Below are 20,392 nucleotides of genomic sequence, written 5' to 3'. Positions count from 1 at the left end.
ATGACTGAACCCGTGCATTTTCCCCTGGCTGCGGTGGTCGGCGCCGAGGACCTGAAACTGGCCCTGTGCCTGACCGCCATCGACCCGAAGATCGGTGGTGTGCTGATCGAGGGACCGCGCGGCATGGCCAAGAGCACCCTGGCTCGCGGCCTGGCCGACCTGCTTGGCGAGGGGCCGTTCGTGACCTTGCCGCTGGGCGCCAGCGAAGAGCGCCTGGTCGGTACCCTGGACCTGGATGCCGCGCTGGGCCAGGGCCGCGTGCAGTTTTCCCCGGGTGTACTGGCCAAGGCCGACGGCGGCGTGTTGTATGTCGACGAGGTCAACCTGCTGCCCGACCATCTGGTGGACCTGTTGCTGGACGTCGCGGCCAGCGGCACCAACCGCATCGAGCGCGATGGCCTGTCCCACCGGCACAGCGCACGCTTCGTGCTGATCGGCACGATGAACCCGGAAGAAGGCGAGTTGCGCCCGCAATTGCTCGATCGCTTCGGCCTCAATGTGGCGCTGCACGGGCAACCCGTGCCCGAGGCCAGGGGGCAGATCCTGCGTCGGCGCCTGGCGTTCGATAGCGACCCTGCGGGCTTCGTTGCTCAATGGGCGCCGGCCCAGGCGGCGCTGCGCCAGCGCTGCCAGGATGCCCGCCAGCGCCTGGCAAGCATCGAACTGGATGACCGTTCGCTGGCGCTGATCACCGAGCGTTGCTTCGCGGCAGGGGTGGACGGCCTGCGTGCCGACCTGGTCTGGTGGCGGGCCGCCCGGGCCCATGCTGCCTGGCGTGGCGGCGAGCGAATCGAGGACGCGGATATCGAGGCGGTGGCCGAGTTCGCCTTGCGCCACCGTCGCCAGCAATCGCCCGCTGACGCTCAGCCACCGGTACCGCAGGCTGGCCAGCCGCAGCAGAACCAGGCAATGCCAGCCGGGCAATGGGGTGAAATGCCGGCGCAGCCGGTCGCGACAGGGCCACGGCGCGAGGTGCCGGCCTGGCCAAAAAAGCCCTGAGCATCCGCGCCCGCGCCAGCGTGGATGCCAGGCCCTGGGCCGGCATGCTCGACAAGGGCGCGCGCGGCCGTGGGCGTAGCGCGGGGCAGGGCAAGGTGGACTGGCCGGCGACCTTGCTCAAAGGGCGTCCAGGCAAGCGCGGCGACCTGCGCTGGACACAGCGCCATGCCGCCAGCCCGGAACTCTGGCTGGTGATCGTCGACGCCTCGGCCTCGACCCGGCGCTATCAAGCCCTGAGCAAGGCCAAGGGCGTCCTGGCGAATTTTTTCGACCAGGCGTATCGGGCCCGGGCGCGATTGGCGCTGCTGACGGCCAGCGGCAGCACGCCACGCTGGCAACGCCACGGCCTGAAAGCCTCGGCGGCGTTGCAGCCATGGTTGGCGGATCTGGGGGCGGGTGGCGGGACACCGTTGCTGGCGGCGCTGGAGCAAGCGCGGCAGTGGTTGTCGCATCGGCAACGGCAGTTTCCGGCCGAAGCGCAACGCTGCCTGGTACTGACCGACGGACGGCTGGCCCTCGACCAACCACTTCAAGCGTTGCCGTGCAGCACTTTATTGCTCGATATGGAAAGTGCGCCCATTCGTCTTGGGCGGGCCCGTCAGCTGGCGGAAAGTTTGCAGGCAGAATACCGGCATATCGATGAACTGGCAGTTGGCTAACTGCGGTGATGTGTCGCAGCGACAATAAGGTACAACTTCGCGACAAGAAAAAAGTGCACCCTGGGGTGCACTTTTTTCATTCGGGAAAGTTACTTCGGCATGGTCCAGGGTTGCAGGTCGTAACCCTTCTGGCGCAGTTCGGCGCGCACTTCCTCGATCAGGTGAGCCCACTGTGCCGGGTCGGAATAGGTGCTGCTCGATACCTGCTTGCTGCCGATCCGGGTGCTGGTCCGGTCAATCACGGCAAGGCTTAGCTCACCGGTACCGTTTGGCGCATCCCAGGCAACGCACTGGAAGGGTTCGAAGGCATGGTCGGCAATCAGCAGTGCTTCGTTGACACGCAGCGGAGCGTTCATGGGTTCGGTCTCTCTGTGGTCCCAAACATCGAAAGAAAGTTGCCGGGCGTGATTCGCGGCGGCAGGTTACTTGTACTGATGTCCGAAGTAACGGGGTAAGTCACACCTGTCGGGAAAATTTTTTATTCCCTCTTCGGTCATTCGCTTTTTCCTGGCGCTTGTGACGGCGGATTGCGAAGAATGTTCCATGAAGGAAATGTAATGCGATTTTTCAACGGACAGACGGTAGTGGGGATCCCGACGTTCGTTGCTACTGTTACAAGCGGGTTTGCCAAGATGCTGTTTCCATTCGTTTTTCCAAAAATTGACGTCAAGGAAAGATCATGCTCGAGCCTGCCCCGCACCGTCGTTTGCTGGTGGTCGATCCCTGTGACGATTGCCATCGTTTATTGCCTGGGCTGCGCGGCATTGGCTGGGAAGTCCACAGCTGTACCCTGGCCACGGCCCTGGAGCATCCTTGCGATGTCGGCTTGTTGCGCCTGCAGGCCAGGCACGTGCAGCATCCCGACGCGGTCAAGGACCTGATCAGCCGCAGCGGCGCCGAGTGGATCGCGGTGCTCAGCCCCCAGGAGTTGCGGGCGCAGAAGGTCGGGGATTTCGTCTGCGAATGGTTCTTCGATTTCCATACCTTGCCGTTCGATGTGTCCCGGGTCCAGGTGACCCTCGGTCGCGCCTTCGGCATGGGCCGCCTGCGCGGCAAGGGTGCGGTGCGCATCGATGAGGCGCAGCATGAACTGCTGGGCGATAGCCGGCCCATCCGTGAACTGCGCAAGCTGCTGAGCAAGCTGGCGCCGACCGAATCGCCGGTGCTGATCCGCGGGGAAAGCGGTACCGGCAAGGAACTGGTGGCGCGCACCCTGCACCGCGAGTCGCAGCGCCACGACAAGCCCTTCGTGGCGATCAACTGCGGTGCCATCCCCGAGCACCTGATCCAGTCAGAGCTGTTCGGCCATGAAAAGGGCGCCTTCACCGGCGCGCACCAGCGCAAGGTCGGACGCATCGAGGCGGCCCATGGCGGCACGCTGTTCCTCGACGAAATCGGGGATCTGCCGCTTGAGTTGCAGGCCAACCTGCTGCGCTTCCTTCAGGAAAAGCACATCGAACGGGTCGGCGGCAGCCAGCCCGTTGCGGTGGATGTGCGCGTCCTGGCGGCGACCCATGTGGACCTGGAGAGCGCCATCGCCAACGGGCGTTTTCGCGAAGACCTGTATTACCGCCTGAATGTCCTGCAGGTGGTCACCGCACCCCTGCGTGACCGGCACGGCGACCTGTCGATGCTGGCCAGCCACTTCTCCCGTTTCTACAGCCAGGAAACCGGGCGGCGTCCCCGTACCTTCAGCGAGAACGCCTTGAGCGCGATGGGCAAGCATGACTGGCCGGGCAATGTGCGCGAGCTGGCCAACCGTGTGCGGCGCGGGCTGGTGCTGGCGGAGGGACGGCAGATCGAACCACAGGACCTGGGGCTGCATGAGCAGCGCAACCTGGTGGTGCCGATGGGCACGCTGGAAGACTACAAGCACCAGGCCGAGCGCCAGGCGTTGTGCGATGTGCTGGACCGCCACAGTGACAACCTGAGTGTCGCGGCCAAGGTACTGGGGGTGTCGCGGCCGACGTTCTACCGGTTGCTGCACAAGCATCAGATACGGTGAATCAGAAAGCGCCGCGCTCCCACAGGGTACGCGGCGCTTTCTGGAACCGTTTTAGAAGTAATACGGGAATTTCAGGCTGAAGGTGAAGTCCGGGGCGTCGTCGGTGAGGCCGATGGACAGGTTGGGTACGATGGTCAGCTTGTCGGTGGCGGCCAGGGTCATGCCGATGTTGAAGTAGCCGGCGTTGGCGTCGCTGCCGACCACGGTGCTCCAGTCCTCGCCGTCGGCCTTGACCTTGGAGCGGCGCTGGATCAGGTCGGTGACCGAGAACGACATACTCATTTTCTCGTTGAGGGCGAAAGCGACGCCCGCACCGATCTGGAAGCTGTCACCCAGCTTGACCTTCCCCGGCACCTTCTGGTTTTCCGTGGAACTGATATCACCGAACGACTCTTCCATGTTGTAGGTGTACGACACGCTGCCGAACAGTACCGCCGGGTCGTAGGTCTTGACCAGCGAGATGCCCGGGGTAATGGACCAGACGCCGTTGCCGGTGGGCAGGCTTTCCGGGTAGCTCAGGCTGTCGTTGCCGGGCGACTGGCGAAACTTGATGCCATAGGGCTCCTTGCCGGTGGGAGCCTTGACCCGCAGCGACACCACTGCATCCGGCGCGTATTCCGACTCGTCCATGAACTTGTAGGCGATACCGACGTTGACGTCGCCGATGGTCGGGTCGCGGGTGACGGTTTCGTCCGACAGGGCCGCACCCGAACCGCCGGCACCGCCGGACTGGAAGGTGGATTCGCGGTACACCACGGGCACGTTGATGTCGAACTGCCAACGCTGGTCGAAGTTATAGCGTCCGGTCAGATCAAGGGTCCAGGTGTCGGACTTGATGCGGTCGAGGTTGATATTGCCGAGGAAAATCGAGTCCAGCGCCAGGAAGCCGTTGAGCAGCAGTTGCTTGGTGTCGTAGCGCGCGTAGGTGATGCCGGTCTCGAAACTGAACTTGCCGCCACCGAAGAAGCCGCTGGCCTCGTCGTAGAGGTTGGATACGCTTTGCGCCGGTTCCGAATCATCCTTCAGCGATTCGCCGTAGGAGCTGCCGGCGGCGGCGACCGCTTGCCCGGAACCCTGGGGTTGTGCCGGTTTCGACGCCGGCGAACGCACCAGGCGCTTCGGGGGAGGGGCCGCGGGTTGGTCCTCGACCTGGCGAACCCGCTGTTCGAGCACCATCAGCGCCTGCTGCTGTTGCTCGTAACGTTGCTTGAGGGCCTGCAACTCCTGTTTCAGCGCCTCTACCTGGGGATCCTGCGCCGCGTAGAGCAGCGACGAAGGGACGAGTGTGCTCAGACAAACAACTGCATTGAATGACAACGAGCGGTGCATAGGTCAGCCATCCTTTCCAACTGCGCAATAAGTTGCAACAGAGCGTAGATCAATATCCTGAAAGACGAAGGCCCTTCAGTTGATCAAGATTGCAGTTCAGCGCCCCGGTGGTAGGCAGGTTGTTTCGTAGCACCACGTTGAGCTGGGTCAGGTTGTGCACGGCATTGTTGCCGCCGAGCAGCGTGGTGTTCTGCATCAGGCCGCCGTCGGCCAGGCGCTGAAGGCTGGAACCCTGGCCGTTGGCGGCCTGGATACCCATCTGCAGGCCAGTGGCAGTGGAGGAAACGCTGAGGGTGCCAGCACCGTTGCTGGTGGTGATGGTGCCGCCGCTGGCCAGTGCCTGGCCTTGCGGGGTGCCCATCGGGGGAGCCTGGTTGGCTTCCTTGACGTTGATCTGCACGTCGTTGTACGCGCTGTTGTTGTCGCCGGCGGCCCGGGTGACCTGGACCACCCCCTGGCCGGAGCCAAGGCCGGCGCCGCCGGTGACGCTGCCATAGCCTTGGGCCGTGGACGTGCCAGTACCGGTTTCGCTGGTGGTGGACACGTAGAACTGCGGCTTGAAGGTGGACTGCTGCACCTGCAGCGAGGCGGTGGCACCGAGACGGTCGCCATTGGCGTTCTGCCAGGTACTGCTCATGACCACGCCGAAGCTGATGATCCGTCCCGGCATCACATAGCGACCGCGCAACTGCGCCAGTTCCTGGTCCTTGACCTCGATCGGCTTGAATTGCGCCAGCGCCGGCAGAGGAAGACTGGCCGCCATGCACAGGGCCACCAGCCAGCTTGAAGTCTTCATCGCGTGCTCCCGGAGCTCCCTGCTCGCTTTTCTTTGGTTAGAAGAAGTCGCTCTGGATGAAACCGAATTCCATCAACTGGGCGTCGTCGATGGGTTGAAAGTCGTTTATCCGGTGTTTGGCGGTCAGCGGCGCCGGCGGGGCGAGCAGGGCATTGGCCTTGTCGTAGCCGGGGCCGATGACGGCGAAGATGATGCCGTTCCAGCCTTTGACGAAATCGTCGAACTTGTAGCGCTTGTTGCCCAGCACCGGATCACCGACATAGACCCAGTCGTTCTGGGTGCGCTGCAGCACCACGAAGTGCTTGTAGCCGCGGATATCCATCAGCACCACCACCGGTATGGTCACGCTCTGCAGGCTTTCCGGTGGTATCCGGTAGCCGCGGGCACGCATGCCCAGGCTTTCCACGTAGCGTTTCATGTCGAGCATGGAAAAGCCCTGGACGCGAACCTGGTCGTGGTCGGAGTGGGCGAGCATGCCTTCGATGATGTGGGCTTCATCCACATCCAGCCAATAGGCCTGCTTGAGGATGGTGGCGAGGGCGGCAGCGCCGCAGCTGAAGTCGGTCTTTTGCTGGACGATATTGGCGAAGCGGCGTTCGCGGATGCTTTGCACCGGCTTGTAGACCATGGTGCCGCCTGGCAGGGCGACCGCCATGCGTTGCACGGCGACGGCCTGGCCGAGCGGCAGACCCAGTACTACCAGCAGCGTCAGCAAAAGCGCGCGCATGGGCTTCCCCTTCCATGAATTCAAGGAAAGGGGCCCCGAAGGGCCCCGATCAAGGTGGCTGTTACATGCCGGTGCAGGCGCGGCAGCCTGCGGCGATGGACAGCGAGTTGCTTTGCTGGTTGGCGTTGCCTGCCGAGACGTTGGCCCCGACGTTGCCCGACACGCCGTTCAGCGAGTTGGTCAGCGACGCGGTGTTGGTCACCGGGTTGACCCAGCCGGTTGGCGTCAGCACTTGGTAGGAGGCTACGCCGAACAGCGCGAAGTCGCCTTCCTCGTGGAACTTCAGCGGGTCCTTGTCGGTACGGCCGCCGCCATGACCCTGGCCATGGCCATGGCCGTTGCTGCTTTCGTCTTCTACGTAGCCCCAGCCGTTGCCTTGATACTTGCCATAGGCGGCGAAGCCGGAGTACAGCGTATCGGTTTTGTAGGTACGGTCGGCGCTGTTGCTCACACCGAGGCCGGTGGTGGTCTGGTTGGCAGCGGCACTGGCCACGGCTACCCGACCGCCGGATACGGCGATGGCGAGGTTGTTTTTCTGTTGGTTGAAGTCGCCGGCGGTAACGTTGACGCCGATGTTGCCGGAGCTGCCGTTGGCCGAGCTGTTGAGGGACGCGGTGTTTTTCGTGGAGAAGTTCGCCACGCCGTTGCCGATGTTGTTCTGGGTGGCACTGGACACGGCCATGGCGCTGCCGAAGACGAAACTTTCGTCAGCGGTGGCGATGGCGGCGACGTTGTCCTGCTGGTTGCCGTCGCCTGCGGCGGTGTTGGCGCCCAGGTTGCCCTGCGAGCCGTTGGCCGAGTTGTCCATCTTCGCGTCGTTGCGGGTGGCCTGGTTGTTCACCCAGTTGGCGGCGTTGGTCTGGGTGTCGATCACCGTGGCGGCGGATCCGGCATTGACCAGCAGGCTCAGCAGGTAGCTGGTGTTGCCGTCGTGGCCGCCATTGTGGCCGCCGTTATGCCCGCCGTGTTCGTTGTTGCCACCCGCTTGTGCAGCAACTGCCATGACCGCTGCGAGTGCGAATACCAGGGGCTTGAGTGCCATTGTTGGTTTCATGGTGTTTCTCCGCATTATCGTTTTTGATTGTTAAGTGTTGTGTTGCCGGTTTCGGGTCAATCTGCGACCCGTACGCTCAGGGTGTTGGCCATTCGGTTCCCCACCCCTGCGCTCTGATTCAACTGGAGCACCCCGCGGCTGTTGGCGAACGCCTGGTCGCTGGTGCTGACCTGGCGGCTGCCCGGGGCTTGTCCGGCTGGATCGGAGCTGTTGGACAGCGCCACGTTCTGCTGGAGCAGGACGCTGTCATCGATGCTTTGCGGTACCGCGCTGATGGCGATGCGCACCGCGTTGGCCTGTTGGGTACCGGCCCCGGCGGACTGGTTGACGCCCAGGATGCCGTTGCCGTTGCCGAAGGCGTTGCCGCCGATAGTGGCGCTGGCGTCCACGGCGCGGCTGGCCGGGGTGTCGATGCGCTGGATGATATGGGTGCTGGCCTGGGCTTCGTGGCCGATGGCGATGGCCCGGCTGTTGGCCTGCTGTTGCTGGTCGCCGGCGGCCTGGTTGATCGACAGGTTGCCCTTGTAGCCGTGGGCGCTGCCGTCGATGTTGGCGTTGTCCTGTACCGGCGGGGCGCCCAAAGCGCTGGCGGAGCAGAACAGCACGAGGAACAGCGCACGGGCGTCCATCCTATTTGCCTCCGGTCAGCATCTGCAGGGGAGCCAGGCCGGCACCGATGGCACCGCCGACCCGATTGGAGATGCCGGCCCCGGCGCCACCGCCACCCGCTGCCGCACCACCGCCAAGGCCGTTGGCACCGCCCATGCCCGGCAGCGTGGCGGGTACCGCATTGACCCCGCGCACGCCGCCGGCGTCCGGCAACAGCATGCGGCTGACCGTCGAGCCACTGGCGACATTGGCGAAGTCGCCGTCGCTCAGTTCGTTATCGGTCTGGCCGACGATGCGTTTGGAGGCGTTGAGGTTGACGGTGGTCGGGCTGGGATCGGGGCGGTCCTGGCGGATGGCGGGGCGGGTATGCACATCGCGGGTCAGGACCACTACGCCATTGCCGGCGGCCTGGGCCTGTGCGGCCAGAAGGGAGGCGCCGAGCGCGCATCCGGCAAGCATGAGGTGAAGCAGGTTTTTATTGTGAGTCCCCACGGTGGCGGTTCCTTCTTCTGTTCGCTGGCCCTTTAGCGTTGCGAGAGAGAGAGCAGAAGGCGTGCCGCTTTTTGTTTATCCAGGCGAATCAGCGGGTTGCGTGAACGTGACGGAATTACGCCGGTGGCAGGTGTAAAGCCGACGAAACAGGCAGCCCGCATGGGCCCGGTAAGGATAGGGAAAAGGCCGCTCGCAGCGGCTTGGGCGGGATGTGTATCAGCATATTTACAACACTGCCCGTTCGGGCCGGGCAGGCTCTATTCCGTGGCCTGGGCTAGCGCGAACTGTTTCGGACGGTTAACACTCGGTGGGGCAATCTGCCGGCCTGTCGTCGAGCAGGCGTTGCACTGCGGCCAGCACCGTGGCGCGGCGGCCAGCCCAATCGCCGCGGATGATCTGCAAGGGTTGCCGGTGCTGCTCCAGCCATCGGCGGCTGTCTTCGAAGAACGTTCTTCGATCATCCAGTGCCGGCTGGCTGCGCTGGCCGTCGGCAATCCACGGCACGCCGTCGGGGCTGAGCAGCAGGTGCAGGTCGTAGCGGCGTGAAAGCAGCGCCGGTTCGAGCCAGTCAGGGCAATCGTGGAACAGTACCCGGCTCCACAGCATGTTGCTCAGCAGGTGGGTATCGAGGATGAGCAGGGGCGGCTGGCGACGGCGGGCGGCATCCTCCCAGGCCAGTTGCGCGGTGGCGATGGTAGCGATGTCGGCGTAGCAGGTATCGCGCTGCTGCTCATCGATGAAGTGACGGACATACTCACCCACCAGTTCACCGCCGAAATGCGCCTGGATTTCCGCGCCCAGCCAGCTTTTGCCACTGGATTCAGGGCCGGTCAGTACCAGGACCTTCATGCTGCGGCTACCAGGGCCGGATCCCGCCGCCATTCGCGCAGACCCTGGATCGCCAGCAGGGTGAACAGGGCGTAGAGCCCGGCGGCGAGGTACAGGCCCTGCCAGAGGAAAAGGCCGACGCTGACCAGGTCGACCACGATCCACAGCGCCCAGCACTGCACGCGCTTTTGCGCCATCCACCACTGCGCCACCAGGCTGAAGCCGGTGATGGTGGCGTCGATCCAAGGCTGTTGGCCATCGGTCCAGGTGCTCATGGCGGCACCGAGAGCGGCACTCATCAGCAGGCCCGCCAGCAGGCCAAGGCGGACCTGCGCCGGCGCCAGCAGGGTGACCTTGCGCGCCTCGCGCACGCTGTCCGGGCGCGTCCACTGCCACCAGCCATAGACCTGCAGCACGGCATAAACGCCTTGCAGGGCCATTTGCGAATACAGATGGTTGTCGCGCAGCAGCCAGCCGAACAGCAACACGCCCACCAGGCCGACCGGCCAGCACCAGAGGTTCTGTTTCACGGTAAGCCACACGGAGAAAGCGCTGAAGGCCACGGCGAGCCATTCGAGGCCGGACATCGGCGCTCCTTGTTACAAGCGGAAAAGAGGGGCGGATTGTACCTGCATGAGGCTTTTCTGACAGCGCTTGCCGGTAGGCAGGACTGACATTTTTGTCAGTTATCCATCCGAATGCTTTCTGTCAGGCTTCGCTCTGTGGCGTGGGTCAGTGGTTTGTCGTTTTCCTTTTCGCCTGGGACCTTTAATCCAGCATGCGAAGGAGACCCTTGCCATGCGAGCGACTGCCAGAAAAGCCCTGTTGTTATCGACGCTACCCTTGCTGCTGCCATGGACCGTGGCGCGGGCGGAGACTTGTGCGGAAACCGTGAAGTTTCTTCAGGAGATGTACCGCTACACACCGCGCATATGTCCTGACGGCGAGGCCGCCGACAGCTGTTCGGGAGTGACGTTGCGCGGGACCACCCGTGCCGACCCGGCGAAAGGCGAGGCCTGGAACGTTTGGGAGTCGAGCCCGCGCAGCAAGCAGCGGGGCACTGACTCGTATTCGTATATTCGTGCCGACATCAACTTCGCCGACCTCGCCGTGTACACCAATAACGGCTACATCATCGCGCCAAACGCCAATGTTTGCGCGGGTCAGCCGATTTCCTATACGCAGTGCGCCTACCCCAAGGACGGCTGGACCTATGACCGCACTGATCGAGGCTGCGGCGATAGCCCGCAAACCTCGATGACCGAAACCCATTGCCAGAATGTCGGTGTCAATAGCGGCCAGGCCTGGTGGGACCAATTCCGGCGCAACCAGACCCCGGACGGCGCCTGGGGGCCGCAACCGTACCAGATGCAATGCTCGTTCGACATGTCCAAAGCCCGGGGCAAGGCAGGGCGGGCCGAAGCCTTCGGCGACTTCATCGACGCCTACAAGCTTACCGGCGGCCGCGAATTTCTGATGGCCAACGAGATATTGAGGTCGAACGACCAGCCGCCCAACATCACAGCGTTCATGTACACCGACCCCGCCGGGCGCGCGGATGCACTCAAGAACCAGGCTGATTACTTCCGGGTCACGGGCAACTATCGGCCGGTCGTCCAGGTGATATTGCCCAAGTATCAGGGCGGACAAGTACAGTTCCTGTGCGATGGTCAGCAGATGGCTTTCCCGGGCTACAGCAAGACGGCGGGCTTCTGCCGGCCTGGCAAACCCTCCAGCCCGGGCTTTGGTGTACCCGGCTCGCCAGTACTGACACCGGCGCAATCTGCGGCCCAGGCGGCGCAGGCCGCACAACAGGCGGCCCAGGCGGCGCAACAGGCACAGGCTGCGGCCCAGGCAGCGCAAGCCCTTGCGGCTGCCCAGGCGGGGCAATCTTCCGGTCAGCTTCCACAGTCCTCGGGGCCGACGCCGCAATCTTCCGGTCAATATCCGCAGGTTTCCGGGCAATCACCTGCGCAGGTTGCTGCTCAGGCCGCCGCCCAGGCGGCGACCTTCGCCCAGTCTGCCGCCGCTGCTGCCCAGGCGGCGCAAACTGCTGCCCAGTCGGCCCAGGCGATACAGGCAGCTGCGCAGAGTGGCCAGATGACCCAGGCTCAGCAGGCCGCGCTGGCGGCAGCCCAGGCCCAGGCCGCGCAAAGTGCCGTGGCAGCGCAAACTGCAGCAGCCCAGGCCCAGGCGGCGGCTGCCGCTGCGGCGCAGGCGCAGACCGAGGCGGGCTACTGCAGGAAGTACATCGAAAGTGCCACCTGGGTACAACGTAACGAGCCGGGCTACGGGCTGATCTGGTCGTTGCAGGTCAAGCCGACGGAGTGCGCACGCCGGATGGGACCTGACCAGACCGACCGCGCGTATCGCGAACTGTACGAGATGTTCAAGACCGACCCGCGCTGGACCGAGAATATCAACCCTGGCTCCATGCGCCGGCAATTCGTCTGCCATCGCGTCGGCGTACCGGACAAGGAAGAGTGGAACCTCGAGCCGGCACGGCCCTACGTTTCCAGTGAGGCTTCGCTGAACTTACCGTACATCTGCAACCCGTTGCCGTCCGACGCCGGTAAATAGACCGGCCTGCCATGCCCCTGCCAGCACCCGCTGCCGGCAGGGGCATTTTCATGGGTCTGCGGTCGGCTGTGCGCCTGACCTGATATTTCTGTCAGTTTCGCCTGCCGACCGTTGCGCGCAGGTTGTGATTGCGACGTCGAGTTGTGGCTGTCCAGTCGTTGTTGCGTCGGATCAGTTATTCAATAGCTCCGGAGACAGGATGATGAACAGACGCATTAATGGATGGGTACTGGTGGCGGCATTGCCCTTGCTGCTGCAGACGACACTGGCGCTCGCGATGACCCAGTCCGAGCAGGCTGCCATGGCCGCAGCGCAAATGGAGGCCGCGCAAAATGCCGTGAATTCGGCGGCCCAGGCTCAGGCGGCGGCAGCCGCGGCAGCGCAGGCTCAGGGGGCGGCAACGGCCGCAGCGCAGGCGGGTTACTGTCAGAAGTACATCGAGAGCGCCACCTGGGTCCAGCGTGACGAGCCGGGCTACGGGCTGATCTGGTCGCTGCAGGTCAAGCCGACGGAGTGCGCACGCCGCATGGGCCCTGACCAGACCGACCGGGCCTACAGCGAGCTGTACGAGATGTTCAAGAACGATCCGCGCTGGACCGAACATATCAATCCAGGTTCCATGCGCAGGCAATTCGGTTGCCATGTGGTGGGTGTACCCTTCAAGGAGTACTGGAACCTCGAGCCGGCACGGCCTTACATTTCCCATGAGGCTTCGCTGCGTTTGCAGTTCATGTGCAACCCCCTGCCGTCCGACGCCGGAAAATAGACCGGCCAATCATGCCCCTGTCGGCACCCGCTGCCGACAGGGGCATTTTCGTGGGTGCGCCGGCGGTTTTTTTCACACCCGGAACTGCCCCAGCACATTCTCCAGATGCGCACTCAGCCGATTCAGCGCACGTCCCGACTCGCTCGAGTGCTGGGCGGCGAGGGTGGTCTCGCGGGACAGCCCTGCGGTTTCGGTGACGCTGCGGTTGATGTCTTCCACCACATGGGATTGCTGCAGGGTAGCGCTGGCGATCGAGGCATTGAGTGCGGTGAGGTTATGCAGCGCCTGGCTGATTGCATCCAGGCTGGCCCCGGCTTCACTGGCTTGCGCGACGGTCTCGCGGGAAACCTGGCTGCTGGCGTCGATGGCCTTGACCGCTGCTTCCGACTGGCCTTGCAGGTGTTCGATCATCGCCTGGATCTCGGCGGTGGACTGCTGGGTGCGCTGGGCCAGCAGGCGTACCTCGTCGGCGACCACGGCGAAGCCGCGGCCCTGTTCCCCGGCCCGGGCCGCCTCGATGGCGGCGTTGAGCGCCAGCAGGTTGGTCTGCTCGGCGATGGAGCGGATCACCTCCAGTACGCTGCCGATCCGCGTGCTCTGGCCGGCCAGGGCCTGGATCACCTGGACCGCTTCGTCGATGGTGCTCGAGAGTTCGTCGATCTTGCGCAGGCTGCCCTGGATGCTCTGTTGGCCCTGGCGAGCGCAGTCCTGGGCGGCGCTGGTCTCGCCGGAGGCCTGTTCGGCATGCTTGGCGACATCCTGCACCGCATAGCTGACTTCATTGATTGCCGTGGCCACCTGTTCCATCTGCTGCGATTGCTGTTCGCTGCACTGGCGGGTCTGCTCGGCGGTACTGCCGACGGCACCGGCGGAGCCGTCCAGTTCATGGGCGGCCTCGCGCAGGCGGCTGACCACCTGCTGCAGTTGCCCGGTAAAGGCGTTGAAATGCTGGCCGAGGCGGGTGATTTCGTCGTTGCCGTGGGTGTCGAGCCGGCGGGTCAGGTCGGCTTCGCCACTGGCGATGGTGGCCATGGCGTCCTCGGCTTCGCGCAGGGGCCGGACGATGCTGCGGGCAATCATGATCACCAGCAGGGCGAGGATCACCGCGATGCCGATGCCAACCAGCGAGGCGTCGCGCAACTGGCGGTAGAACTCGGCCTGCATGTCGTCGATATAGATGCCCGAGCCAATGACCCAGCCCCAAGGCTGGAACAGCTGGATATAGGAGGTTTTTTCCACCGGCTCGCTGGCGCCGGGCTTGGGCCAGCGGTAATCGATGCTGCCGGCGCCCTTGGCCTTGGCCAGCGCCACCATCTCGTTGAACAGGGCGAAGCCGTCCGGATCGCGAATCGCCGACAGGTCCTGGCCCTCGAGCTTGGGATTGGTCGGGTGCATGATCATCCTGGGGCCCAGGTCATTGATCCAGAAGTAGTCGTTCTGGTCGTAGCGCAACCCGCGCACGGCATTCATGGCGTGTTGCTGGGCTGCTTCGCGGCTGAGGGTCCCGGCGCTTTCCAGGCCCTGGTAATAAGCCAGGATGCCGGCGGCAGTTTCCACCACGTGGCGGGTTTTCTCGGCCTTGGCCTTGTACAGGTCGGTGTGGATCTGGTTGAGCATGAGCAAGCCGAGGGTCACCAGCATCGCTACGGCCAGCACCAGGATGAGCCACAGGCGCCGGCTGATCGACATACCGCGTAAAGTCTTCATAAAAGTGGCCTCGAGTTCTTGTTATTGTCACGAGCATCCAAGCACGCTTTGCCGCTTCTACCTACTCGACCAATGGATAAGTCGTTGATTCGGCAGGCTCCGTTGCGTACGACCGGGCAGCGTTTATCCGACGGGTCTGATAGGATCTCGGCCTTTGCGGGCCAAAACTGAAGGGTGCGCCGGCTTTTTTCTACGGCGCTCGGCGAGTCTGGGTCTCTAAACCAAGCAACGAATACTACAAAGGGGCATGCCGCGAGCATCGCCTCACGGGGGAATGATGGATTTTTGGACCGCCATGCAGGCAGTGATTCTCGGCATCGTCGAGGGTCTGACAGAGTTTTTGCCGATCTCCAGCACTGGCCACCAGATCGTCGTGGCCGACCTGATCGACTTCGGTGGTGAACGGGCGATGGCCTTCAACATCATCATCCAGCTCGGGGCGATCCTCGCGGTGGTGTGGGAATTCCGGCGCAAGATCCTCGATGTGGTGGTCGGCCTGCCGAAGCAGCGCCAGGCCCAGCGCTTTACCGCCAACCTGCTGATCGCCTTCTTCCCGGCGGTGATCCTCGGCGTCGCCTTTGCCGACTTGATCCATCATTACCTGTTCAACCCGATCACCGTGGCCGTGGCACTGGTGGTGGGCGGGGTGATCATGCTCTGGGCCGAGCGCCGCGAGCATGTGATCCGCGTCGAGGAAGTCGACGACATGCGCTGGACCGACGCCCTGAAGATCGGCTGCGCCCAGTGCCTGGCGATGATCCCGGGAACCTCCCGTTCCGGCTCGACCATCATCGGCGGCCTGCTGTTCGGCCTGTCGCGCAAGGCAGCCACCGAGTTCTCGTTCTTCCTGGCCATGCCAACCATGGTCGGCGCCGCCGTGTATTCGGGCTACAAATACCGGCACCTGTTCCAGCCGGATGATTTCATGGTCTTCGCCATCGGTTTCGTGGTCTCGTTCATCTTCGCCATGATCGCCGTGCGCGGCCTGCTCAAATTCATCGCTAGCCACAGTTACGCTGCGTTCGCCTGGTATCGCATCGGCTTTGGCTTGCTGATCCTGGCGACCTGGGTATTCGGCTGGGTCGATTGGTCGGTGGCCCAGGGGTGATGCGCTACCCGCGCCTGAAACTGGCCGCCTTCGTGGTGCTCTGCCTGCTGCCCGTGGGCGGAGCACTCAAGGTGGGGCTGGCGGGGCAGTTCTGGCTGCCGGCGCTGGCCTATCTGCTGGCGAGCCTGGTCTGTGCCGGGCTCTACTGGCATGACAAGCGCCAGGCACTGGCGCAGGGGCAGCGGATCCCGGAGAAGGTGCTGCATCTGCTCGAATTCCTCGGCGGCTGGCCAGGGGCGCTGGTCGGACAGCAGGCCTGGCGGCACAAGACGCGCAAGCTTTCCTACCAGTTGGTGTTCTGGATGATTGTGCTGATCCACCAGGCGATTTGGGTGGACTGGCTGTTTCTCGGGCAGTGGAAGCACATTTTCTGAGCCGCGCTCCTACAGGTCCCGGGTAAGCCCAGCCCGCAGCGCCTTCGGCAGTTTGCTCACCACCAACTGGTGCGAGCGGGTCAACAGATCCTCCAGTGTTTCCCTTCCCAAGGCATAAGGCCAGGCCACACTGATCCAGTGCGCTCGTGCCAGATACGGCGCCGGCCTGACCCCGGGCATATCCACGTAACCCACGAACAGGTCCTTGTCGACCTTGAACGACAATCCCGCGCCCGCCAGGTCCATGACCGCGAACATCTTGTTGCCGGCGACGGAGAACACTCGTACGCCGCCCCATTTGTAGTCTTCCCGGGCACCCGGCAAGCCCAGGCAGAAGGCTGCAACCTGTTCTTCGTTCAACTGCCGCTCAGACATAACGCTCTCCACATTCCTCGAAGGACGCCACCAGGTGATCGATCCAGGCCCGCACCGCTGGCAGCACACCGCGTCGATGAGGGTAGACCGCCTGCAGGAACCCGCTGGGCATCGACCAGTCCGGCAGCAGATTGACCAGTTCGCCCCGGGCCAGCTCTTGCTCGCAGTGCAGCAGGGGCAGGGCGGTGAAACCGAGGCCGGCCAGGGCGGCGGCCTTGCGCACGACGAAGTCGTCGATGGCCAGGCGCGCTTCCAGGGCCAGCTCTTCGCGCTTGCCGTTGCCATCGAGCAGGCGCAGGTGCACCAAGCGATCGGCCTCCACTGCGCCCAGGACGGGAAGCCCGGCCAGCTCGGACGGATGCCCGAGCGGGTGCGCGCGGGCGAAATCCGGCGATGCCACCAGTTGCATCTGTGCCCGGTTGAGGCGGCGGGTGACCAGGGCGGGGTCTTCGTCCCCGACATCACGGACGCGCAGCGCAACGTCGATGCCCTCGTTGATCAGGTCGACACGACGATTGACCAGGACCATCTCCAGTTGCACCTGCGGATACAAGGCCAGAAAGCGCGTGATGACGTCCGGCAGGAAGGCATGGGCCAGGCCGACCGGGCTCGATACCCGCAAGCGTCCACGGGGTTCGCTGGTCATGCTGGCCACCGCCTCGTCGGCCATTTCCGCCTCAAGCAGCATGGCCTGGCAATGCCGCAGGTAGCGCTCGCCCACGGCAGTCAGCTTGAGCTGGCGGGTGGTGCGTTGCAGTAGTCGAGTGCCGAGACGCTCTTCCAGCTCGGCGATGCGCCGCGACAGGCGCGACTTGGGAATGCCCAACTGGCGTCCGGCGGCGGCGAAGCCACCGGCTTCGACAACGCGGGCGAAGTAGAACAGGTCATTGAGGTCTTGCATGATTGTTCCATTGGTGGGACGAACTGGCGCGAATTCGCCATCTTATCACTCATTGATCATGCCGGTAGGATTCACTCCATCGTCACCGCTGACCCGCGGTCCTCACATCAGGGAGAATCCCATGAAGCTCTTGCATATCGATTCCAGCATCCTCGGCGACAACTCGGCTTCGCGCCAGCTGAGCCAGCAAGTGGTCCAGGCCTGGCAGGCCGCCGAGCCGGGTGTCGAGGTGATCTACCGCGACCTCGCTGCCGACGCCATCAGCCACTTCTCTTCGGCAACCCTGCTGGCCGCCGGTACCCCGGAAGAGGCCCGTGACGCCGCCCTGGCCCATGAAGCCAAGCTGAGCGCCGATACCCTGCAGGAGTTCCTGGATGCCGACGCCGTGGTCATCGGTGCGCCGATGTACAACTTCAGCATCCCCAGCCAGCTGAAAGCCTGGATCGACCGCATCGCCGTCGCCGGCAAGACCTTCCGCTATACCGAAGCCGGCCCTGAAGGCCTGTGCGGTAACAAAAAGGTGATCGTGGTGTCCACTGCCGGTGGCCTGCATGTTGGCCAGCCTACCGGTGTCGGCCATGAAGAATTCCTCAAGGTGCTCCTCGGCTTCATCGGCATCACCGATGTCGAGTTCGTCCGCGCCCACGGCCTGGCCTATGGCGAGGAGCCGCGCAACAGCGCAATCCAGGCGGCCCAGGCACAGATTGCCAACGAGCTGTTCGCTGCCGCCTGATCCTGCTGTCAGGAGTTTCATCCAGCTTTCATACGCTGCGTTTTGGCCCGCTCTATGCTTGGCATGGAGCGGGCCATCGCCGTTTGGATCAAGGTGAAACGAAAATGCAGGTTCTGCGGACGTTGCTGGTGCTTTCGCTGCTTGGGTGCAGCCTGCTGGTGCAGGCCGAACCGGCGCAGCACTGGAGTGTCGGCCTGCATCGCATGACGGTGCCCGATCCGCTGGACGGCCAGCCAATGCAGGTGCTGGCGTTCTATCCCTCCAGCGGCCAGCCCCATGTACGGCGTATCGATGGCTATCGGCTCAACGTGGCGGCCGAGGGGCCGGTGGTGATGGGGCGCTTCCCGCTGCTGGCGCTGTCCCACGGCAATACCGGCACGCCCATGGCCCTGCACGACCTGGCCAGTGCCCTGGCGCGGCGCGGCTTCGTGGTGGTCGCTGCGGTGCATCCCGGCGATAACAACAAGGACCACAGCCGTCTCGGCACCTTGAGCAATCTCTATGGCCGTCCTTTGCAGATCAGCGCGGCGATCACTGCCGCCCTCGACGATCCGCTGCTGGCTTCCGAGGTCAGCCCCGACCAGGTGGGCATGATCGGCTATTCGGCCGGCGCCGAGACCGCCTTGATCCTTTCCGGAGCACGCCCCGACCTGCAGCGCCTGCGGCGTTACTGCCAGGAGCGTCCGCAGGATGCCGATGCCTGCACCCGGCAGGGTGAGCTGATCGCCGATCGCGACGACCTGCTCCCCGAAGCCGACCCGCGGATTCGCGCATTGCTGTTGATGGCCCCGCTGAGCCTGAGCTTCGGGCGCCAGGCGCTGGCGGACGTCAAGGTGCCTTCGCTGATCTACAGTGGCGATCATGACCAGTTGCTGGCCGTGGACAAGAACGCCGAGGCCCTGGCGCGCAAGCTGCCGGTGACGCCCAACTACCGCCGCCTGGAAGGTGCGGGACATTTCGTCTTCATGTCACCTTGCGATGAGGTGCAGCGGGCGCGGATGCCCGCCCTGTGCACCGATGCCGAAGGTGTCGATCGCCTTGGCATCCACCTGTCGCTGCAGTCGGAGGCCTCGCACTTCTTCAACAAGGCCTTGGGCGTTTCCGCTCGCGCCGGCCTACATACCGCCGGTAACTGAGCGGCGCAACAGCAGCGTCACCAGCGCCACGCCGAACAGCGAGAGCAGCGCCGCCACGCAGAAGATCCAGGCATAGCCCAAATGGGCGGCGACGAATCCCATCACCGGCCCGGCGATCGCCAGGGCCAGGTCGAAGAACACAGCGTAGGCGCCAAGCCCGGCGCCGCGACTGGTGGTCGGCACTTGCCGGATCGCCTCTACCCCCAAGGCCGGATACACCAGCGACAGGCCGAAGCCGGTCAGGCCGGCGCCAACCAGGGCCAGCACCGGCGAGGGAGCCAGCCAGAGCAGCGCAAGGCCCAGGGTCTCGACGGTCATGCAGGCGATAGCCACGCGGTAGCCGCCCCATTGGTTGACCGCGTTGACGAACAGCAACCGCGCGCAGATGAAGCACACGCCAAATGCGCTCAGGCACCAGGCTGCGCCGCTCCAGCCGCGCTCCAGATAGAAGAGGGTGACGAAGGTCGTCAGGGTGCCGTAGCCGATCGACGCCAGGGTCAGGGCCAGGCCGCACGGTGCGACACGGCCGAAGGCGGCCCAGAACGGCAGGCGCTCGCCACGCACGACCGGCAGCGAAGGCTGGCTGCGGATCACCAGCAAGGCGATCAGCGCCAGCACGGTCAATGCCAGGCCGATGCTCCAGAAACCGCTCTCGCCGGCGATGAACACCCCGACCGGTGCGCCGATGGCAATGGCACCGTAGGAGGCGATGCCGTTCCAGCTGATCACCCGTGCCGTGTGCTCGGCGCCGACCTGGCCGATGCCCCAGCTCAGGGTACCGACGCCGATCAGCCCCTGGGCCACCCCCAGCAGCACCCGACCCACCAGCAACAGCATCAGGCTCAGCAGCGGCAGGTTGACCACCAGCGCCGACGCCCAGGTCAGCAGGCCGGCCAGGGCAATGCCGATCAGACCGTAGGCGATGGACCGCCGCGTCCCCAGGCTGTCCGCCAGGCGCCCGGCCATGGGCCGGCTGAGCAGGGTGGACAGGTACTGGATACCGATGACCAGCCCGGCTACCACGGCGCTGTAGCCGAGCACATCGTGGACATGGCCGGGCAATACCGCGATCGGCAGGCCGATGCAGATAAAGGCTATGAAGGTGTAGAAGACGATCGAGAGAATGCGCAGGGTGATGGATAGCGACGAGGGCGAAGCGGAGGGTGCGGCAGGCATGGGGTTTCGTTCGCAGGCAAGCGGTTGACGTCTTGCAT

The 20,392-nt window shown here is 64.3% G+C and carries 22 protein-coding genes; 9 read left to right on the top strand and 13 right to left on the bottom strand.

What is annotated here, in order from left to right:
* Entirely contained in the window at nt 1-999 is a 999-nt protein-coding gene (locus ACPFMA_RS15140) for an ATP-binding protein (protein ID WP_425928111.1), read from the top strand.
* A gap of 44 nt (nt 1,000-1,043) precedes the next feature.
* The gene (locus ACPFMA_RS15135) at nt 1,044-1,658 is read left to right on the top strand and encodes a vWA domain-containing protein (protein ID WP_425930600.1); all 615 of its coding nucleotides are present in this window, start codon (nt 1,044-1,046) and stop codon (nt 1,656-1,658) included.
* 89 nt (nt 1,659-1,747) lie between these two features.
* Here the strand turns inward: ACPFMA_RS15135 and ACPFMA_RS15130 are convergent, their stop codons facing one another.
* Nucleotides 1,748-2,014 (bottom strand): hypothetical protein, encoded by a 267-nt coding sequence (locus ACPFMA_RS15130; protein WP_009405454.1) that lies wholly within the window; start codon nt 2,012-2,014, stop codon nt 1,748-1,750.
* Between the two features lie 323 nt (nt 2,015-2,337).
* Between ACPFMA_RS15130 and ACPFMA_RS15125 the strand changes: the two genes are divergently transcribed.
* On the top strand, nt 2,338-3,663 hold the full coding sequence (locus ACPFMA_RS15125; RefSeq protein WP_420056364.1) for a sigma-54 dependent transcriptional regulator: 1,326 nt from the start codon (nt 2,338-2,340) through the stop codon (nt 3,661-3,663).
* A 51-nt stretch (nt 3,664-3,714) separates the two neighbouring features.
* Here ACPFMA_RS15125 and ACPFMA_RS15120 read toward each other — a convergent pair whose 3' ends face one another.
* The 8 genes from ACPFMA_RS15120 to pnuC all read right to left on the bottom strand — a co-directional run bounded on the left by ACPFMA_RS15120 (nt 3,715) and on the right by pnuC (nt 10,085).
* Nucleotides 3,715-4,992, bottom strand: coding sequence for a hypothetical protein (locus ACPFMA_RS15120; protein WP_064304718.1), 1,278 nt, complete (start codon nt 4,990-4,992; stop codon nt 3,715-3,717).
* A gap of 49 nt (nt 4,993-5,041) precedes the next feature.
* Complete coding sequence (locus tag ACPFMA_RS15115; RefSeq protein WP_425928110.1) at nt 5,042-5,788, bottom strand: hypothetical protein; 747 nt, start codon at nt 5,786-5,788, stop codon at nt 5,042-5,044.
* A 37-nt stretch (nt 5,789-5,825) separates the two neighbouring features.
* Nucleotides 5,826-6,515: a C39 family peptidase gene (locus ACPFMA_RS15110; RefSeq protein ID WP_064304716.1), complete on the bottom strand. Its 690-nt coding sequence runs from the start codon at nt 6,513-6,515 to the stop codon at nt 5,826-5,828.
* Nucleotides 6,516-6,576: 61 nt separating this feature from the next.
* Nucleotides 6,577-7,569: a heme utilization protein gene (locus ACPFMA_RS15105; protein WP_420056367.1), complete on the bottom strand. Its 993-nt coding sequence runs from the start codon at nt 7,567-7,569 to the stop codon at nt 6,577-6,579.
* A gap of 56 nt (nt 7,570-7,625) precedes the next feature.
* Nucleotides 7,626-8,198, bottom strand: a complete 573-nt coding sequence (locus tag ACPFMA_RS15100; protein ID WP_420056368.1) for an adhesin — start codon at nt 8,196-8,198, stop codon at nt 7,626-7,628.
* A gap of 1 nt (nt 8,199) precedes the next feature.
* Entirely contained in the window at nt 8,200-8,670 is a 471-nt protein-coding gene (locus ACPFMA_RS15095) for a hypothetical protein (protein ID WP_425928109.1), read from the bottom strand.
* Between the two features lie 297 nt (nt 8,671-8,967).
* Nucleotides 8,968-9,519 (bottom strand): AAA family ATPase, encoded by a 552-nt coding sequence (locus tag ACPFMA_RS15090; protein ID WP_425928108.1) that lies wholly within the window; start codon nt 9,517-9,519, stop codon nt 8,968-8,970.
* Nucleotides 9,516-10,085 carry a nicotinamide riboside transporter PnuC gene (gene pnuC, locus ACPFMA_RS15085; RefSeq protein WP_425928107.1) on the bottom strand — a complete coding sequence of 190 codons (570 nt, stop codon included), beginning with the start codon at nt 10,083-10,085 and terminating at the stop codon, nt 9,516-9,518. Before pnuC ends, ACPFMA_RS15090 begins: the two co-directional genes overlap by 4 nt.
* A gap of 211 nt (nt 10,086-10,296) precedes the next feature.
* On the opposite strand from pnuC, the gene ACPFMA_RS15080 reads away from it, so the two are divergent.
* Both ACPFMA_RS15080 and ACPFMA_RS15075 read left to right on the top strand, forming a co-directional pair.
* The gene (locus tag ACPFMA_RS15080; protein ID WP_425928106.1) at nt 10,297-12,078 is read left to right on the top strand and encodes a DUF2599 domain-containing protein; all 1,782 of its coding nucleotides are present in this window, start codon (nt 10,297-10,299) and stop codon (nt 12,076-12,078) included.
* Nucleotides 12,079-12,280: 202 nt separating this feature from the next.
* Complete coding sequence (locus ACPFMA_RS15075; RefSeq protein ID WP_425928105.1) at nt 12,281-12,844, top strand: DUF2599 domain-containing protein; 564 nt, start codon at nt 12,281-12,283, stop codon at nt 12,842-12,844.
* 72 nt (nt 12,845-12,916) lie between these two features.
* Here the strand turns inward: ACPFMA_RS15075 and ACPFMA_RS15070 are convergent, their stop codons facing one another.
* Nucleotides 12,917-14,551, bottom strand: coding sequence for a methyl-accepting chemotaxis protein (locus ACPFMA_RS15070; RefSeq protein WP_064304710.1), 1,635 nt, complete (start codon nt 14,549-14,551; stop codon nt 12,917-12,919).
* Nucleotides 14,552-14,828: 277 nt separating this feature from the next.
* Here ACPFMA_RS15070 and ACPFMA_RS15065 point away from each other — a divergent pair, with 277 nt between their 5' ends.
* Nucleotides 14,829-15,659: an undecaprenyl-diphosphate phosphatase gene (locus ACPFMA_RS15065; protein ID WP_420056375.1), complete on the top strand. Its 831-nt coding sequence runs from the start codon at nt 14,829-14,831 to the stop codon at nt 15,657-15,659.
* A complete protein-coding gene (locus ACPFMA_RS15060) occupies nt 15,659-16,033 on the top strand; it encodes a DUF1294 domain-containing protein (protein WP_064304708.1) in 375 nt (124 codons plus the stop codon). Before ACPFMA_RS15065 ends, ACPFMA_RS15060 begins: the two co-directional genes overlap by 1 nt.
* Before the next feature lie 9 nt (nt 16,034-16,042).
* On the opposite strand, the gene ACPFMA_RS15055 is transcribed toward ACPFMA_RS15060, so the two are convergent.
* Nucleotides 16,043-16,408 (bottom strand): MmcQ/YjbR family DNA-binding protein, encoded by a 366-nt coding sequence (locus ACPFMA_RS15055; RefSeq protein WP_425928104.1) that lies wholly within the window; start codon nt 16,406-16,408, stop codon nt 16,043-16,045.
* Nucleotides 16,401-17,309 (bottom strand): LysR substrate-binding domain-containing protein, encoded by a 909-nt coding sequence (locus ACPFMA_RS15050; protein ID WP_064304706.1) that lies wholly within the window; start codon nt 17,307-17,309, stop codon nt 16,401-16,403. Before ACPFMA_RS15050 ends, ACPFMA_RS15055 begins: the two co-directional genes overlap by 8 nt.
* Nucleotides 17,310-17,430: 121 nt before the next feature.
* On the opposite strand from ACPFMA_RS15050, the gene ACPFMA_RS15045 reads away from it, so the two are divergent.
* A complete protein-coding gene (locus tag ACPFMA_RS15045) occupies nt 17,431-18,042 on the top strand; it encodes an FMN-dependent NADH-azoreductase (protein ID WP_425928103.1) in 612 nt (203 codons plus the stop codon).
* A 104-nt stretch (nt 18,043-18,146) separates the two neighbouring features.
* Entirely contained in the window at nt 18,147-19,178 is a 1,032-nt protein-coding gene (locus ACPFMA_RS15040; protein ID WP_009394837.1) for an alpha/beta hydrolase family protein, read from the top strand.
* Here the strand turns inward: ACPFMA_RS15040 and ACPFMA_RS15035 are convergent.
* A complete protein-coding gene (locus ACPFMA_RS15035) occupies nt 19,158-20,354 on the bottom strand; it encodes an MFS transporter (protein ID WP_425928102.1) in 1,197 nt (398 codons plus the stop codon). The genes ACPFMA_RS15040 and ACPFMA_RS15035 overlap by 21 nt on opposite strands.
* Nucleotides 20,355-20,392: the final 38 nt, after the last annotated feature.

Origin of the sequence: Pseudomonas sp. NyZ201 (genome assembly GCF_049860765.1) — a bacterium.
In the GTDB taxonomy this organism is placed as follows: Bacteria; Pseudomonadota; Gammaproteobacteria; order Pseudomonadales; family Pseudomonadaceae; genus Aquipseudomonas; species Aquipseudomonas bharatica.
This window is presented reverse-complemented; position numbering and strand designations above follow the sequence as displayed.

Excerpts from the sequence above, each read along its gene's own strand:
- ACPFMA_RS15035 (WP_425928102.1), bottom strand. The coding sequence starts at position 20,354 with ATGCCTGCCGCACCCTCCGCTTCGCCCTCGTCGCTATCCATCACCCTG.
- ACPFMA_RS15040 (WP_009394837.1), top strand. The coding sequence starts at position 18,147 with ATGCAGGTTCTGCGGACGTTGCTGGTGCTTTCGCTGCTTGGGTGCAGC.
- pnuC (WP_425928107.1), bottom strand. The coding sequence starts at position 10,085 with ATGTCCGGCCTCGAATGGCTCGCCGTGGCCTTCAGCGCTTTCTCCGTG.
- ACPFMA_RS15105 (WP_420056367.1), bottom strand. The coding sequence starts at position 7,569 with ATGAAACCAACAATGGCACTCAAGCCCCTGGTATTCGCACTCGCAGCG.
- ACPFMA_RS15140 (WP_425928111.1), top strand. The coding sequence starts at position 1 with ATGACTGAACCCGTGCATTTTCCCCTGGCTGCGGTGGTCGGCGCCGAG.
- ACPFMA_RS15060 (WP_064304708.1), top strand. The coding sequence starts at position 15,659 with ATGCGCTACCCGCGCCTGAAACTGGCCGCCTTCGTGGTGCTCTGCCTG.
- ACPFMA_RS15080 (WP_425928106.1), top strand. The coding sequence starts at position 10,297 with ATGCGAGCGACTGCCAGAAAAGCCCTGTTGTTATCGACGCTACCCTTG.
- ACPFMA_RS15065 (WP_420056375.1), top strand. The coding sequence starts at position 14,829 with ATGGATTTTTGGACCGCCATGCAGGCAGTGATTCTCGGCATCGTCGAG.
- ACPFMA_RS15115 (WP_425928110.1), bottom strand. The coding sequence starts at position 5,788 with ATGAAGACTTCAAGCTGGCTGGTGGCCCTGTGCATGGCGGCCAGTCTT.
- ACPFMA_RS15120 (WP_064304718.1), bottom strand. The coding sequence starts at position 4,992 with ATGCACCGCTCGTTGTCATTCAATGCAGTTGTTTGTCTGAGCACACTC.
- ACPFMA_RS15075 (WP_425928105.1), top strand. The coding sequence starts at position 12,281 with ATGAACAGACGCATTAATGGATGGGTACTGGTGGCGGCATTGCCCTTG.
- ACPFMA_RS15135 (WP_425930600.1), top strand. The coding sequence starts at position 1,044 with ATGCTCGACAAGGGCGCGCGCGGCCGTGGGCGTAGCGCGGGGCAGGGC.
- ACPFMA_RS15090 (WP_425928108.1), bottom strand. The coding sequence starts at position 9,519 with ATGAAGGTCCTGGTACTGACCGGCCCTGAATCCAGTGGCAAAAGCTGG.
- ACPFMA_RS15055 (WP_425928104.1), bottom strand. The coding sequence starts at position 16,408 with ATGTCTGAGCGGCAGTTGAACGAAGAACAGGTTGCAGCCTTCTGCCTG.
- ACPFMA_RS15045 (WP_425928103.1), top strand. The coding sequence starts at position 17,431 with ATGAAGCTCTTGCATATCGATTCCAGCATCCTCGGCGACAACTCGGCT.
- ACPFMA_RS15130 (WP_009405454.1), bottom strand. The coding sequence starts at position 2,014 with ATGAACGCTCCGCTGCGTGTCAACGAAGCACTGCTGATTGCCGACCAT.
- ACPFMA_RS15070 (WP_064304710.1), bottom strand. The coding sequence starts at position 14,551 with ATGAAGACTTTACGCGGTATGTCGATCAGCCGGCGCCTGTGGCTCATC.
- ACPFMA_RS15125 (WP_420056364.1), top strand. The coding sequence starts at position 2,338 with ATGCTCGAGCCTGCCCCGCACCGTCGTTTGCTGGTGGTCGATCCCTGT.
- ACPFMA_RS15050 (WP_064304706.1), bottom strand. The coding sequence starts at position 17,309 with ATGCAAGACCTCAATGACCTGTTCTACTTCGCCCGCGTTGTCGAAGCC.
- ACPFMA_RS15100 (WP_420056368.1), bottom strand. The coding sequence starts at position 8,198 with ATGGACGCCCGTGCGCTGTTCCTCGTGCTGTTCTGCTCCGCCAGCGCT.
- ACPFMA_RS15110 (WP_064304716.1), bottom strand. The coding sequence starts at position 6,515 with ATGCGCGCGCTTTTGCTGACGCTGCTGGTAGTACTGGGTCTGCCGCTC.